The sequence below is a fragment of the Bradyrhizobium quebecense genome, assembly GCF_013373795.3.
Lineage (GTDB): Bacteria > Pseudomonadota > Alphaproteobacteria > Rhizobiales > Xanthobacteraceae > Bradyrhizobium > Bradyrhizobium quebecense.
On sequence record NZ_CP088022.1, the window covers coordinates 8,493,034 to 8,507,658 of the forward strand.

Here is a 14,625-nt window from a genome sequence, read left to right on the forward strand (position 1 = left end):
AGCTCCTAACGGTTCAAACAAACCGCAGACTCGCAGATCGCCCGTGGTCCGGAAGGTGGCCGCTGAACGGCGCTTACGGTGGGCGCCTGCGAGACCGTTTTTTTCTCTTGCGAAACCATCCGGGCCGGGAGTCGGTATTTTCGCGGCGACTTGTCAGCATCTGTCGTTGCCGGCGCCGAGCTGCACTGACCGAACAATTTGATCACGGTTAAGCTTTCGGTGATCGTGCGGTGGCCGCGGTCATGCCCCGATCTCGTGAGGCATTGGGAGGCTTTTGCATGAGTCTAAAGTGCGGCCGCAGCCTAATGACGAGTCAACCGACGGAGGAGGCCATCGTAGTCCCGACGCAGGGATCGAACAGGACTTGTGACCGCGGGCCAGGAAAGGCGGCGAGGAGCGCCCAAGGCAGGGCTGCTCAATCCATTGACAAATGATGCACTCGACTGCGCAGGCAAAGCTGTCATCGCGCGTGTCCCTGTCACGCGCGGCGCGGTCCCGCAACGTGCGTGCCACTTCATTTGACGCAAGAGCGGGGGCAATCGAGTTGGCGTCAGTACCGGGCGTCCGTTCCCCTGCGCATGCCATGATCGAAAGGGGCCGTCCATGTCTCGAAGAGCGCAATTGTTTCTACCTCTCATTGGACCAGCCACCAATAAGGTGCAGACAAGTGTGCTTTGAATCTCGCGGGTTGAGCTTGGGGTGTTTGAAACATTCGCAGTTCTGGGGATTTGGCGGGAAACGCCCGGATTGTTCGAAACAGTCTTCACTCGTCTAGGATCGTGCAATCTGACGCCACGTGCGATTCAAGCCCTGTCGTCTGAATACGTCTTGGGATCTACAGGGTCCGTCAGAAGGACGAGTGTGCTCCGGCGAAACCTCGCGCTGAGTGTTTGTAAACCGCGGCGTCTCTATGACCACGCTCAGGGCAAGTGTGAGTTTGCGCGCACCGTTGGTGTCTACTCGCTGATAACCCAGGGCCACAAGCGTCACTGCTACGTAATTGTACGGAGCGCCACTGTCACATTTGTTTGATCTGCAAATTGCATGTTCATCGCTATGAATCCGAAGAGTAAACTCTACGATCCCGACCTTTGGCGCGGCCGTGCGGAAGCAACGCGAGAGAAAGCGGAAGCGCTGGCGTACGGCAAAGCCAGAGATAGGCTTCTCAAGATAGCCAAGTGTGTTTCGGCATGGAATAAGGACCCCCGTTTCGGGGTGATCGGCATCCAATCGGGACCCCGGGATAAGGGTCCACAGTGGCTTCCATCGAGTCATGGAAGCCGAGGTTGGGATGCTGGTGGTGGAGACGATTGGTAAGATCCGTCGCGCCTACTTTGTTGATGGTCGTCCGATCAAGGCGATCTGCCGAGAACTTGGCGTATCGCGGAAGGTGGTTCGCAAGGTCATTCGTTCTCAAGCGACGGAGTTCCGGTACGAGCGCGAGACGCAGCCGCTCCCGAAGATGGGTGCCTGGAGTGCCGAGCTTGATCGGTTGCTGGCAGGGAATGAGAGCAAGGCGGCGCGGGAACGGCTGACGCTGATCCGGCTATTCGAGGAACTCCGCGGCCTGGGTTATGCCGGCGGCTATGATGCGGTTCGTCGATACGCCCGACGGTGGACCAAGGAACGCGGCACCTCGACAGCGTCGGCTTATGTGCCGCTGAGCTTTGCACCAGGCGAAGCCTACCAGTTCGACTGGAGCCACGAGGTGGTCCTGCTGAGCGGCACCACGGTGATGGTGAAGGCTGCTCATGTTCGGCTCTGTCACAGTCGCATGCTGTTCGTGCGGGCCTATCCGCGGGAGACGCAGGAGATGGTGTTCGACGCCCACGACCGGGCATTCGCCCTGTTCAAAGGCACCTGCACCCGCGGCATCTACGACAACATGAAGACCGCGGTGGAGACGATCTTTGTCGGTAAAGGCCGTCTCTACAATCGCCGCTTCCTGCAGATGTGCAGCCACTATCTGGTCGATCCGGTCGCCTGTACGCCAGCGTCGGGCTGGGAGAAGGGGCAGGTCGAGAACCAGGTCGGGCTGGTCCGGGAGCGCTTCTTCACGCCGCGGCTGCGGTTCAAAAACCTCGACGAGTTAAACGCCTGGCTGCTCGACAAGTGCATCGCCTACGCCAAGGCTCATCGCCATCCGGAGCTGGTCGATCAGACGATCTGGGACGTGTTCGAAGCCGAACGCCCCAAACTCGTTCCCTATGCCGGCCGCTTCGACGGCTTCCATGCGGTGACAGCATCGGTCTCGAAGACCTGCCTGGTGCGCTTCGACAACAACAAGTACTCGGTCGCAGCCAGTGCAGTCGGACGACCGGTCGAGGTTCAAGCCTATGCCGATCGCATCGTGATCCGTCAGGATGGACGTATCGTTGCCGAGCACCCGCGATCCTTTGGCCGCGGCGATACCGTCTACGACCCCTGGCATTATGTGCCGGTGCTCGCCCGCAAACCCGGCGCCTTGCGCAACGGTGCTCCCTTCAAAGACTGGGTGCTGCCGGCCGCGATCGAGCGGATCCGGCGCAAGCTGGCCAGCACCGACGATGGCAATCGGCAGATGGTCGACATCCTCACCGCGGTGCTGACTGACGGTCTGTCCGCGGTGGAAGCGGCTTGTGCCGAAGCGCTCAGTCACAGCGTCCATTCCGCCGATGTCGTTCTCAATATCCTGGCCCGTCAACGTGAACCCGCCCCACCGGCCAACATCATGACGCCGGCCGCACTGACGCTCCGTCATGCACCGATCGCCGATTGTGCCCGCTACGACAACCTCCGGAGGACCATCTGATGGAACGAACCCAAATCTTCGACCTCATGGGCGAACTTAAGCTCTACGGCATGAAGGCTGCCTTCGACGAGATCATGGCAACTGCCGTCAAGCGCCAGCACGAGCCTCAACGCATTGTCGGCGACCTGCTCAACGCCGAGATCAACGAGAAGCAAGCCAGGTCGATCAAATACCAGCTCACCATTGCCAAGCTGCCGCTCGCCAAGGACATCGCCGACTTCCAGTTCGACGGCACGCCGATCAATCAGACTCTCGTCAATGATCTCGCTGGCGGCGGCTTCATCGCCCAACAACGCAACGTCGTGCTGGTTGGCGGCACCGGTACAGGCAAAACCCACCTGGCCATTGCCATCGCCAGAAGTTGCATCCGCGATGGCGCCAGAGGACGCTTCTACAACGTCGTCGACCTCGTCAACCGGCTCGAGACCGAGACCCGCAACGGTCGGCAGGGACGGCTCGCCGAGCATCTGACCCGCATGGACTTCATCGTTCTCGACGAGCTGGGCTATCTGCCGTTCGCGCAATCCGGCGGTCAGCTCCTGTTCCATCTCATCAGCCGGCTCTACGAGCGCACCTCCATCATTGTCACCACCAATCTTGCGTTCGGCGAATGGCCCAGTGTGTTCGGTGATGCCAAAATGACCACCGCGCTACTCGACCGATTGACCCATCACTGCGACATCGTCGAGACCGGCAACGACAGCTGGCGATTCAAAAGCCGCGACGATGTTCAAACAACCCGCGCTCGCGCCGTCTCCGCAACCCCGACCAGCTCCGACGACCCGAGCGCTACCAGCAGAGCACGCCGATCAAAGGGGTCCCTTTTGGATGCCGATAGGGGGCGCATTGCCTCATCGAAAATGTTACCGAACAATTCCGCTGATGACTGGGGCGGCGTTACCGAATCAGGTCGGTGGCGCCAATGGCGAGCGGGATCAGCATGGGCGCAAGGCGCGAGGTGTTGGCCGCGGTGGCGAGGCGCTACCGTGCGGCTGGACGAGTGGAGAAGGGACGGATCCTTGACGAGTTGACAGCAACGACGGGTTGGCACCGCAAGCACGCGGTGCGAGCACTGTCGGTTGCCGGAAGGGACAGGCCCAGACCACCACTGGACGAAGGGGCAACGAGCCCAACCGAACCAGCGACAAGTCGGCGACGCAAATATGCCAGCGTGCGCGACGCGCTGATCGCGCTGTGGGAAGCCTCCGATCGCGTCTGCGGTAAGCGCCTCGTATCGATGATCCCAGTGCTGTTGCCCGCACTCGAGCGGCATGGCCGGCTGAAGCCAACGAGCGCAGAGCGTGCGCTGCTGACAACTCTGAGCGCGGCGACGATCGATCGGATGTTGATCGACGTTAAAATTGCGGCTGCTGGGGGGCGCCGGCGGCGAGTCGGATTCTACTCGGCGATTCGACGCGAGGTGCCGATCCGCACTTTCAATGACTGGGCAAACCCGCCGCCAGGCTTTTGCGAGATCGACATGGTCGCGCACGGTGGGACCAGCGTCGCCGGCTCGTTTATCCAGACTTTGACCATGGTGGACATCGCAACAGGATGGACGGAATGCCTGCCCCTGGTGACACGCGATGGCAGCCTCGTCGTGGAAGCGATGACGCGAGCACAGGGCCTGTTCCCGTGGGTGATCTGTGGCGCCGACTTCGATAACGACAGCGCGTTCATGAACGACGTCGTCGTTCCATGGTGCCGAGCACAGAAGATCGAGGTAACGCGGTCACGTGCCTACAAAAAGAACGATCAGGCTTTCGTGGAGCAGAAGAACGGTGCGGTGGTCCGGCGGCTCGTCGGATACGGTCGCTTCGACGGGGTCGAGACGGCCCGCGTGATGGCACGTCTCTACGCGGCGGCGCGCCTGCTGGTGAACTTCTTCCAGCCGTCATTCAAGCTCAAAGAGAAGCGCCGCGAGGGTGCCAAGATCATCAAACGCTATCATCCGCCTGCCACACCATACGAACGCGCACTGGGGCACCCGAAACTCCCATCAGCGGTCAAGCGCCGTCTGCGCCAGACGTATCGGACTCTCGATCCCATACAATTGCTTGCCACGATCCGCACGGCGCAGGAAGAGCTCGGCGAACGGATCGGCAAGCGCGGTCTTGCGAAGGTTCCCACCGTATCGCCGGCTGATCCGCTCTCGTTTGCCCGATCGCTCGGCACGGCGGCAAAAACCGCCGAAGTGCGGGGCACGCACCGCCGGCCGAAACGGCGATACAAAAAGCGTATTCGCATGCCCTCGAAGCTCGACCCCCATCTCGCGATCATCGAGAACTGGCTCGCCGTCGAGCCACAGCTCACTGCACTGGCCATCGTGGGCAGGCTCGCCACGATCGATCCTTCGATGTTCAGCTACAAGCAGCATTCGATCGTTCAGCGCCTGCTTCGGTCCCTCCGGCGGAAGGTGGCGGAGACAGCCATCGTATCCATGCCCGTGGATGAAATACGGCCCGAGGCTGTGGACGGCGCTGCGTGTGATGAGCACTCCGCCCCGCCCACAGCCTCTCCACCGAGCTGGCCGCGGCTCGAGACCGGTCTGGGGCAGCTCGTAGACCTTCATCCCGGGTAACATTACTTCCTGAGGCAATACGGGGGTCCCAGTCGAACGCCGATTGACACCCGCCAACGCGCCGGTGAAGGCCGCGCTGGTGAACTGGCTGCCTTGGTCGGTATTGAAAATCTCCGGCCTGCCGTACTTCGCCAGCGCCTCTTCCAGAGCCGCCACGCAGAACGAGACGTCGATCGTGTTCGATAACCGCCACGCCAGAACCGCACGGCTCGCCCAGTCGACGATGGCGACGAGATAAAGAAAAGCCACGGCCGATGGGCAGATACGTGATGTCGGCGGCCCACACCTGGTTCGGCCGGTCGATCGTCATGTTGCGCAGCAGATAAGGATAGATCTTGTGGCCCGGCGCCGGCTTCGTCGTGTTCGGCTTCGGTCCCAGCGCCGCGATGCCCATCTTGCGCATCAACCGCTGCACGCGCTTGCGAACGGCCAGGCGATGAACAGCTCGTCGATCCGCCGCATCAGGGCAAGGTCGTTGTCGTTGGCCGGCCGGGGCGGCCGGTAGACCCCGGAGCGCGCGATGCCAAGCAACAGGCATTGCCGACGGGATCGACAGCGCCTTGTCGGCGCGATCGAGCATTCCTCGACGGTCCGGCGTGCTCATCTTCCCGCGCTAAAAAATCGCGCTCGACCGTCAGTTGTCCAATCTTGGCGTGCAGCTTCTCGATCTCGCGTTCACGCGTTTCCTCGCTCTCGCGCCCGACACCCGCATCAAAGGCCCGCGCCGCCTGGTCCAGCAGTTGCTTCTTCCAGGCATAGATCTGGTTCGGGTGAACCTCATAGCGCTGGGCCAGATCGGCCACCGTCGCCTGCTCCCGCACGGCTTCCAGCGCAATCTTTGCCTTCAGTGCCGCGTCGATCTTGCGTCTCGTCTTCGTCGTCATCATGCCCTCCGTCTATCAAACGGAGCGGCCCTTTTCCAACTTAACCTCTGGTCCCAAAATCGGGGTCCATTTTCACAAGAACGAGCGGGGCACTTGGTCCGGCCAAGAGTCGTAGCGTCTCGCGTGTCGATGGAACCTCCATCGGCAGATCGCCACGAATGCCAACGGCGAGCAACAATCTGGCTCGGTACTCGGGTGGGCGATTCATTGCAGAGGCTGCCGTGCCGAGAATCTCCAGACGGTCCTCTCTCGCACAAATCGTTCCAATCGAATCCCAGTCAGCATGCCGCCTCAGCGCAGCGAGCCGCTTTAACGACCTACAAGGGATTGTATAGGCGCAAGCGTACTCTTTTCGTCAGCTTCTCGAAAGCTAATCCGCCTACTATCGAGCCGGCGCGCCGATCTTAGTCCCGTTCTTGCGCGAGAAACGTAAAGCACTTGTCGGGCGTAGTGCCGAATACCGGATGGGAAAATAGCTGCCGTCAGGTCAAGTCAAGCTTGCAGGCATATAAGTCCGATAATCCGCGATATCCAACACTTCTTCACCTGCCTGTCTGACCTCGGAGGTTTCCATATCTAGCCACTCAACAATTGCAAGACCGCGGCCGCGGTATACGACGGCATCGAAAAGCCCTCCTATACCAGCACCCATCCACTGAGATCTCCTCTGGCTCATCGTTTCGCTCATAAGGACGCTGCGATGATCCAACATATACTGGCCCAAAGCAGCGCATGAAAGAGAAGCCCGGCCAGCGGCGACAGGTTCCATCTCCTCTGCGTCTGCCAAGAGCGGCGGTCAGCAGCGTAATGCTTCACCATGGACTGCTTTGGTGCGCGCCAGTGCGTCATTCCTCGCATGCTCCACTGGTCCAGGGAAAAAGGTTAGCGTCCGGACGCCTCGTGTTATCCATCAGTTGGTCTTCCAAAGCTCGGAGTGTCAGAATTCGGCTTGTTGCACGTGAGGTATGCGGCCTGTCGACTTGGTCGCGTATTATCGATCAGGGAGATGCCGTGCAAGTCCGAAACGTGCTTTGGCAATGCATAAGTCAAAACCAAACACCAAACAACGAGTCCAATGCAAATTGATGTCGGGATAGCGTGTCCTTCCTGTTTCGACACTACAGCAATCAGTATGCCAGTAATCGAGAAGTGCCCGCACCGCTCGACAAGGGTTAGATGCGTGCCTCTAGAGTGCGGCGCTGTGGACCAATCGACGATTGTTGGAGCCGCGACCATCGATGTCCGAAAGCCGACGCCAGCAATGTGAGGCAAGCGTGAATGTTTGCTGACGTCATACCTGCAACGATGTGCCAGCTGTTGCATTGTATCGACGCGCCTGAAGATCCGCGGATGGTCGCAGTGATGGTCTGTCCAAAGGACTAACTCGTCATGTCGGATCATCCTCGCGAGGAGCCGTAGGATGCTATCAACTCGATCCGAAACACATTGTGCCAAACATTCACGAGCTAGACGCGCCCGTTCGAATTTTTGGTCCGACAAGTTCTTCATGGTCACATAGATGACGTATTGGCATTGTTTCAGGCTCCGCTAGCGGCGAGAGCTGCGAATGATTCAAGTGCTGCCACGTCACAAGGCCGCATCGGGCCAAAGCCGATATTGCTTTTGCGTCGCGTCAGTCCGTGCGGCGTGACGTCGTTTCGGCGAGCCATAATCGAGTGCACAAACGGATATCGGATGCGACATCAGAACAGGAGGGATGAAGTGATACGCGTCGATTGACAAATTTCATATTGCCGAGATGCATCCTCGAGACTTGAACGGAAAGGCTAATGAACACTCGTTTTGCAAGTGCGGGAAATCGAGCGCGGATCTTACCTTGCTGAAGCGCACTCTGTCCGGCGCCGGGTGATCAGCGCCCGCGGGCATGGGTAAGTAAGATGTGTCGCCAAAAGCGCGCTTCGTGACCGAGTTGTCTGGCGGGGCTGGTTACCCCATCGGGTGTTCGTGAGTGTGGAGGTCAATTCCGCGGATGAATCGGATCGAGCACTTCGTGCATCGCCGGCCTTTCATGCAATCGGGGAGTGCAGTGAAGGCGTTCGTCGGGTGCTTGAAGAGGATGTGAGCTGCCGAGAACTAAGTAATGGGAGAACAAGTGATGATGGACATCTGCGGCTTTCTCAGCAGATGGTTCGCTGGAGAGTGGTGCTCGACCGCTACGCTGCTGACGGAGCTTGCGCCGGCTCATGAGTTGCCAAACAACGTCATCTACGTCGACTTCAAAGCGATCCGTAAAGCAAAGGAGGGTGCGTGCGAGCGCAGATCATAGAGAAGCTGGAAGCCGGCCGCGTACGATCCGGCAAGTTCGCCAGCGTACCAGGATCAGGCCCCGGTGGGCTGTTCTTGGTGCAGGGCCCTTGCGGGAGTGAACTGAAAATCAGTGGCTTTGTCCGTCCGGGCTGGGAGCAGGTCGCCGTTTCGACGCCGCGGCGTTGTCCGAACTGGCAAGAGATGTGCTTTGTCAAAGACTTGTTCTGGGATGAGGAGGAATGCGTCATGCAATTGCATCCGCCGCATTCGCAGTATGTCAATAACAGCCGGTACTGCCTTCACCTCTGGAGACCCACTGATCGGCACATCCCAAGGCCGCCGCCGAGCTTTGTAGGTATTGTTGGGCTAGGACCATCCGAAGCGGCAATGTTGTCTGCTAAGATTCGCGCGACGGTATGATGGTTTAGAGGACGAGGCAGAGCGGGTGCAGAAAGATCGGTTCGGCGTCGCCGGAAGGCCGTGCAACCAGCTCACGTCGCAAGTGTTCTTCTGTGTGCGACGGACGGGAGGTCAACCCGGGATCACTGCCGCCAAGCGAGAGGCGGCAGTGGAGAGGATGTCTCACGCGGCTGGCCTCAGGGGGAGCTTCGACGACTTCTTGGCGATAATTCGCGCCGTCGGAGTGATTATCAGGTCCGCAAGTCGGTCATTGCGCATCTCTCGTAGTCAGCCTGACCACCCGCCTTCGCGGGGCAAGCGCATCATGATCTATTCGCAAACGATATCGCGCGGCGAGCGGCCGCATTAGTGCTTCAGCCCTTGGTTCAGCACTTTGAGACCGATTCTGTGCCCGCGGCAGCCGACTTCAGCTTCCCAAGCGGAAGCTGAGAGCGGAGCTTTGGCTAACCCGTCCTATTCGTGAGAGTGCTTTTTTAGTCCGCTTGATGTGGCCACACATCTGCTCTGACGAGGCGCGCGGGATTGCCTTCGGCTTTTCACCGCCTGACGACCGGTACTTTGCAACGCGCTTGAGGTGTAGGTTGGGCGAACGGGGGCGGACGCCTCGCCGGTCAAGGACCGAGCGGCAGCAGCGCGCCTGGCAAGCCGCGGATCAGGTCGGCTTCGGGACAGGCCGCGGCAAACGCAAGGCGAATGCGGCTCGTGGTCTCGACGACACGGGCAGCGAGTTTCAAGAGACGAAGACGCAGCGTCGCGAACTCGGCTGTGGCCAATTCCCGGGCTTTGGGAATCGCGTCGCGCACGGTCAGCATCAGCCAATAAGCGGCGGTGTGGAGAACGAGGCGGACTTGATTGGCGAGCGCCGAACGGCAGCTGGTGCGATCGGAGGCGAGCTGCGTCTTATGCAGCTTGATCAGATTCTCGGCTTGGCCGCGCGCGCAATACAGGCTGTCGTAGATCCACTCGGCCGAGCCGACATCGAGGCTGGTGACGACGAAACGGATGTCGAGGCCGAGCATCGTCGCCTCAATACGGGCGACGGTACGTCGTTCGCGATCCCAGGACTTTGCCTTGTGGCGCGTCTCGGTATAGCCACGCAGAACCGGCAGGTTCTCGATGGCGCGTCGCGTGCGGATGTCGTCGGCGGCCTCGTCGACTTTTCTGGCGAGCGGCTTGGTGCCGGACAGACCGAAGATGTAGTCGATGCCGTTGGTCTCGCACCACGCCATTGCCTCCGGTGCCTCCGGCCGGGCATAGTGCCCGTCGCTACGGAACGTAATTCGCGTGTTGTGCCACCGCGTCCGGATATGCCGTATCAGGCGGCGCAGATGGGCACGCACCTCGACGCCGCCCGGCGTCTTGCCGGGCCGCAGCACGACCGCCACGGGCCGGCTCTTCTCCGTGTCGTAGACGTGGATCGGCAGGAAGCAGCGTTCGTCATAATGAGCGTTGAACAGCGAGAGCTGCTGATGGCCGTGGACGACATCGCAGGTATCATCGATGTCGAGCGTGACGGATGCCGGCTCGCGCGGGTAGCTATCCATCCATGCGTCGACCAAAGTGTAGGTCAGTCGGATCACGTCGCGCAGGCGCGGAGCATTCTCCAGCCGCGACAGCGTCGGTTGGGAACACAGATCGCGACCCGTGTCCGGCAGCCGTCCGCAGGCCAGCTTGAATGCGGGATCGGACCGCAGATGATCGAGGTCGTCGGCGTCCTCGTAGCCGCAGCAGATCGCGAACATGCGCGCGCGGAACATATCGACAAGGCTGTGCACGACCCGCGTCGGATCGCGCCGATCCGGGAACACGCGGGCCAAATTGTCGGCCAAGCCGAGACGCCGCTCGGCCATCGCCAGAAGCATCACGCCCCCGTTCGAGGTCAGCCGACCGCCATCGAAGGCAGCTGTGACTTTCTTGGCGTGAACGGCTGGAAACGAGAAGGGCAGAATCGTATCATCGGTCATGGCGGGCGTGGTGTTCGCGGCTGAAGGTGATGGGGTTGGCTTTGCAACCGAATCCTACGCCGCATCAGCGCTTTACACCACGCTCGCCAGCCTCTCAGGCGCCCTCTGACGGATAAGACGGGCTAAGCGCGTTTGTTTCTTTGCCCCACTTCGTTCATTTGCTTGCACGTGATGACGGGCATGTCCGAAAGCTGATACTGATTGACCGCGAGAAGCCTCCGGGCGCTGTGAAAGCACATCGTTTTCCCGCGAACATCCAATGACCGTCTGGCACGCAAGTTGCTGAGATATCGACGGCTTGGGTGCTTCTACGTTAGTGACGCTTACGAGACAATCAAGCCCCTTTCGTAGCGCCAACTCGCACGGGCGGCGATCCACCCCACCGTCCGTGCGTCTTTACTGTTGATCGGTCTCAGCCATCCATCACAGGGGATCATGCCGTGACCCGCGAAGAGGCTCTGACAAAGGCGATAGCGGCGCTTAAAGAATGGTCGGAGGGGAATATCTCGATTAGCGACGTGCTCGACGCGATTGTAGAGCTTCACAAGACTGTTCCGCCACCCGAGCCCCCAAAGCCACCAAAACAGAAAGGCCTTTCATAGCATTCCGCTCTCTATTGCCTGCGTGCGTACAAGGGCGAGATGCAGCCGTGATGGCGCGCTCGTGCGTGCGGTTGTCGAAGAGCTATTCCATTGAACCTGAACTCGCGACGTCCATCTTTATTTTGAGGATAGCCAAAGTACGTGGTCTTGAATGCCGTGATCGAGAACAGCGCAAGCGTTGCTCGAGTAGCCTCTTCCCAGAGCACAACGCAGCCGTGGCATGTCATTTGCTTAGATCACAACGAAGGCTCAAACGCCCAGCCCCCTCTGCGTGCTGGATAGGACTCGCCTTCGCAAGCTTAGCAAACCAACAGGAGGAAAATATGGGTCTTTACCTTATCGAGTACAAACAAGACCGAAACTTCGTGCTCGGCGTGAAGGATCAGCAAGACGGTGCGGCGGTCGTGCTGCGGAAGAAAGATACGCCTCTCCGTTACGTTCTCTGGGACCTCAACTTCGATACTGGAGCGATTACACTGAACTCGAGCGGGGGCAATCTCGCGGTCGGCACCGATCGCGTCGCGCCGGAGGCTCTCCTCTCGCTCAAAGTGTATAACCCAGCCATCCAAAGTCAGCGGTGGGAATTTCTCAAGAGCCCCGGCTTCATCCTTAGCCTCCCGGATAACAGTCTGTGTATCGATAATAAGACTCGTGGCACGAGTGACGGCAACCCGGTTTGGCTGTTCAAGTTCAACGGCTCGCCCGCGCAGCAATGGAACTTCGTTCCCTTGATGAACCTGCGGGCCTTGGAAGTTGCGGAGAATGCGGCCTGACGCCGTTCGGCCGCTCGGCTCCTCAATGGCGACGGGTAGCGGTACGCGACAATGCGGCGGCGAGCATTCCGGTTGTGAATATTCGCCGCCACAGAACCGGACGTTGCGCAGCCGTGCAACTCAACCGTAAGGTCGGCCGTTCGCTTGGTCACCAATTGTGTCGGTCTGCGCTCACCAACTCATTGACCTATTCTCCGCCCGGGCTCAGGTCGGAGTCCCTTGACTGACGAGGCTTCTGGATAAAGTTGGCTTCTTGTGCTGCCATCGGCGGCGCGTTCAGTGGTTTGGTGGCACACCACACCTCTCGATTGGACTAATGTCCCCGAGCTCTTTCCATCTGCGAGGCGCTCCAAACCCTCAAAGCCCGGGGTGTGAGGCTTGCACTGACCAGTTCCCCGAGCCGACATCGAGGCTGGTGACGACGAAACGGATGTCGAGGCCGAGCATCGTCGCCTCAATATGGGCGACGGTACGTTGCCAGATCCACAAGGCACGCAACATCATGGAACGCCTGCCGAAAGAGCATCATGCGGCCACCCGTCGGGTGCTGCGCCAGGCCTGGGAGCTCAATGACGCCGACAAGGCTGAAAAATTGATCCGCAATCTCGCCCGTCGACTCGACGAGCAATGGCCCGGTGTAGCGGCGAGCATCCTCGAAGGCCTCGACGAAATCCTGACTGTCGTCCGGCTGAAGCTGCCGAAGGAGCTTCGTCGATCGCTCGCCTGTACCAACATCGCCGAGAACATGATGGGCACCATTCGCGGCGTCACGCGCAACATCAAACGCTGGCGCGATGCCGGTATGGCCTTGCGATGGGTCGCGGCCGGCATGATCGAGGCCAACAAGGGCTTCCGACGATTGAAGGCGCATAAGCAATTGTCGGTTCTGCGTGCGGCCCTTCAAGCTCGCCACGATCGCATGACGATCAAGCCCGTTGCCCACGTCTCGAGGGCCGCGTAACATTCATTCCGGCAACGTCGGCCCGACGTAGTTCAACACTGATCGGGACATCCCGGACGTGACCCAAGACCTTTTCGACGGGCCAAGGCGGCCAATGAGAAACCGTTCGAGCATCACTTATTTTGAATGAGCAAGCGCTTCGGGGGCGTGAGGTATCGATATTTGCCGGTAAGCGTTCCATTGACGAACTGGAGGCCGTGATCGCCATAGATCATATCCTCACGCACGTAGCCGTCCGCTATGGCCACTTGATTGTTGCCGCCAACTGTCTTCCGGGTAGTCTTCAACCCATGGCTGGCTGGCGGCGAGCCGAGCATTTCAACTATGGCATCGCGTGGTGTGCCCAATTTCAAGGTATCAAATTGTTTGACAGGAATCATCCCGGCTACCTTGATGGGCTCGGCTCTCATTCGCGGGAGATCTTCAGATCCAATTGGCTTACGAACCACAACTTTCTCGAGGCAGTGTGAATGGATTGGAATGCCAGGGTGCGAGTCCCATTTGATGTAATGATCGGAGCGCAAGATCGCCCAGCCCGCTTCTGTATAGATGGCCTCGAGCTCGCCGCGCTGGAACGAGTTTTTGTGACCAGATGCCAAAGCCTCCTTCGAAATAGGATGGTCTGGTTGATCGAGCGTGTTTGTGAAGCAATGAAATCCACCAGGCCGCGTTCGATTCATTAAGGCCGTGACGAGCGGCTTCCAGACTCCCCGTTCCGTGAAATGCAATACGCAATGCGCTATAAAGACGTCCAGGCAAGCAGGCGGCCGGAAGTCTTCAACGCGAGCGACCCCACTCGCTATGTTCACGCCAAGATCACCTGCGAGCCGGTTCAGCTTGGAGATAGCGGTTTCGGAGATGTCGGTCGCGATCACCTGATGATCAAAATGGGCCAAATAGAGGGCATTGCGGCCTTCCCCGCAACCCAGCTCCACAACCACGCTCTTCGTGCGGAGAGCTGGTGCTATCTCGAAGATTTCGGGACTGGGACCACCCATACACGATACGTTGGCTTCGGCGTAGCCAGAGTTCCACCAGAATGGTGAATGCTTCGCGACCTCTTGCATACTGCACCTCACGCTACCTTATATTGCTCTTCGAGAGCCACGATCGTGTCCGAGTAAAACGCTCTCGCCACGATGCTAGAATATTTGAATCCCGCGTGAGTCAGTTGATAAGTATCACCGTCGGCCAAGTCGACGAGTTGCAGACATTCGAGCGCTTTGAGCTCTTCGCTGAAATCGACCGTCAGTTCGCGACCGAATACTGAAGGTACGCATCCGGCGGGCCTTACGATTACCCACATCTTTTGAGGTGCGCTGAGCCGAAAAACTTGAGTCGCCAGAATCGCTTGTGATTCTTTGATGGGCACCTGATTCGA

General features: G+C 59.5%; 9 protein-coding genes and 3 pseudogenes. 7 read left to right on the top strand and 5 right to left on the bottom strand.

Annotated features, from left to right (window positions below):
• Positions 1-1,291: 1,291 nt before the first annotated feature.
• From istA to HU230_RS40310, 3 genes and pseudogenes are all read left to right on the top strand, one after another.
• Positions 1,292-2,791: an IS21 family transposase gene (gene istA / locus HU230_RS40300; protein ID WP_166309211.1), complete on the top strand. Its 1,500-nt coding sequence runs from the start codon at positions 1,292-1,294 to the stop codon at positions 2,789-2,791.
• Positions 2,791-3,513 (top strand): annotated as a pseudogene (istB, locus tag HU230_RS40305) (IS21-like element helper ATPase IstB); the annotation flags it as partial. The gene istA and the pseudogene istB, both read left to right, overlap by 1 nt.
• Positions 3,514-3,962: 449 nt before the next feature.
• The gene (locus HU230_RS40310; protein ID WP_176533558.1) at positions 3,963-5,372 is read left to right on the top strand and encodes an integrase catalytic domain-containing protein; all 1,410 of its coding nucleotides are present in this window, start codon (positions 3,963-3,965) and stop codon (positions 5,370-5,372) included.
• Between the two features lie 45 nt (positions 5,373-5,417).
• On the opposite strand, the pseudogene HU230_RS44425 reads toward HU230_RS40310, so the two are convergent.
• Positions 5,418-5,793: pseudogene (locus HU230_RS44425) on the bottom strand (DDE-type integrase/transposase/recombinase); the annotation flags it as partial.
• A 40-nt stretch (positions 5,794-5,833) separates the two neighbouring features.
• Positions 5,834-6,256 (bottom strand): transposase, encoded by a 423-nt coding sequence (locus HU230_RS40320; RefSeq protein ID WP_224944044.1) that lies wholly within the window; start codon positions 6,254-6,256, stop codon positions 5,834-5,836.
• A gap of 2,116 nt (positions 6,257-8,372) precedes the next feature.
• Between HU230_RS40320 and HU230_RS40325 the strand changes: the two genes are divergently transcribed.
• A complete protein-coding gene (locus HU230_RS40325) occupies positions 8,373-8,543 on the top strand; it encodes a hypothetical protein (RefSeq protein ID WP_176533556.1) in 171 nt (56 codons plus the stop codon).
• 182 nt (positions 8,544-8,725) lie between these two features.
• Positions 8,726-8,944 (top strand): DUF7694 domain-containing protein, encoded by a 219-nt coding sequence (locus HU230_RS44245; protein ID WP_420840919.1) that lies wholly within the window; start codon positions 8,726-8,728, stop codon positions 8,942-8,944.
• A gap of 611 nt (positions 8,945-9,555) precedes the next feature.
• Here HU230_RS44245 and HU230_RS40330 read toward each other — a convergent pair.
• Positions 9,556-10,908, bottom strand: coding sequence for an IS1380 family transposase (locus tag HU230_RS40330; protein WP_176533555.1), 1,353 nt, complete (start codon positions 10,906-10,908; stop codon positions 9,556-9,558).
• Between the two features lie 925 nt (positions 10,909-11,833).
• Between HU230_RS40330 and HU230_RS40335 the strand changes: the two genes are divergently transcribed.
• Together HU230_RS40335 and HU230_RS40340 are read left to right on the top strand one after the other, a co-directional pair.
• Complete coding sequence (locus HU230_RS40335; RefSeq protein WP_166072413.1) at positions 11,834-12,283, top strand: RICIN domain-containing protein; 450 nt, start codon at positions 11,834-11,836, stop codon at positions 12,281-12,283.
• 463 nt (positions 12,284-12,746) lie between these two features.
• Positions 12,747-13,244: pseudogene (locus HU230_RS40340) on the top strand (transposase); the annotation flags it as partial.
• A 113-nt stretch (positions 13,245-13,357) separates the two neighbouring features.
• Here HU230_RS40340 and HU230_RS40345 read toward each other — a convergent pair.
• Positions 13,358-14,311 carry a class I SAM-dependent methyltransferase gene (locus HU230_RS40345; protein ID WP_173640781.1) on the bottom strand — a complete coding sequence of 318 codons (954 nt, stop codon included), beginning with the start codon at positions 14,309-14,311 and terminating at the stop codon, positions 13,358-13,360.
• A gap of 8 nt (positions 14,312-14,319) precedes the next feature.
• Positions 14,320-14,616, bottom strand: coding sequence for a hypothetical protein (locus HU230_RS40350; RefSeq protein ID WP_173640782.1), 297 nt, complete (start codon positions 14,614-14,616; stop codon positions 14,320-14,322).
• Positions 14,617-14,625: the final 9 nt, after the last annotated feature.

Bases quoted from the DNA above. Each gene is read 5' to 3' on its own strand.
- istA (WP_166309211.1), top strand. From the start codon at position 1,292: ATGCTGGTGGTGGAGACGATTGGTAAGATCCGTCGCGCCTACTTTGTT.
- HU230_RS40320 (WP_224944044.1), bottom strand. From the start codon at position 6,256: ATGACGACGAAGACGAGACGCAAGATCGACGCGGCACTGAAGGCAAAG.
- HU230_RS40325 (WP_176533556.1), top strand. From the start codon at position 8,373: ATGATGGACATCTGCGGCTTTCTCAGCAGATGGTTCGCTGGAGAGTGG.
- HU230_RS44245 (WP_420840919.1), top strand. From the start codon at position 8,726: ATGTGCTTTGTCAAAGACTTGTTCTGGGATGAGGAGGAATGCGTCATG.
- HU230_RS40330 (WP_176533555.1), bottom strand. From the start codon at position 10,908: ATGACCGATGATACGATTCTGCCCTTCTCGTTTCCAGCCGTTCACGCC.
- HU230_RS40335 (WP_166072413.1), top strand. From the start codon at position 11,834: ATGGGTCTTTACCTTATCGAGTACAAACAAGACCGAAACTTCGTGCTC.
- HU230_RS40345 (WP_173640781.1), bottom strand. From the start codon at position 14,311: ATGCAAGAGGTCGCGAAGCATTCACCATTCTGGTGGAACTCTGGCTAC.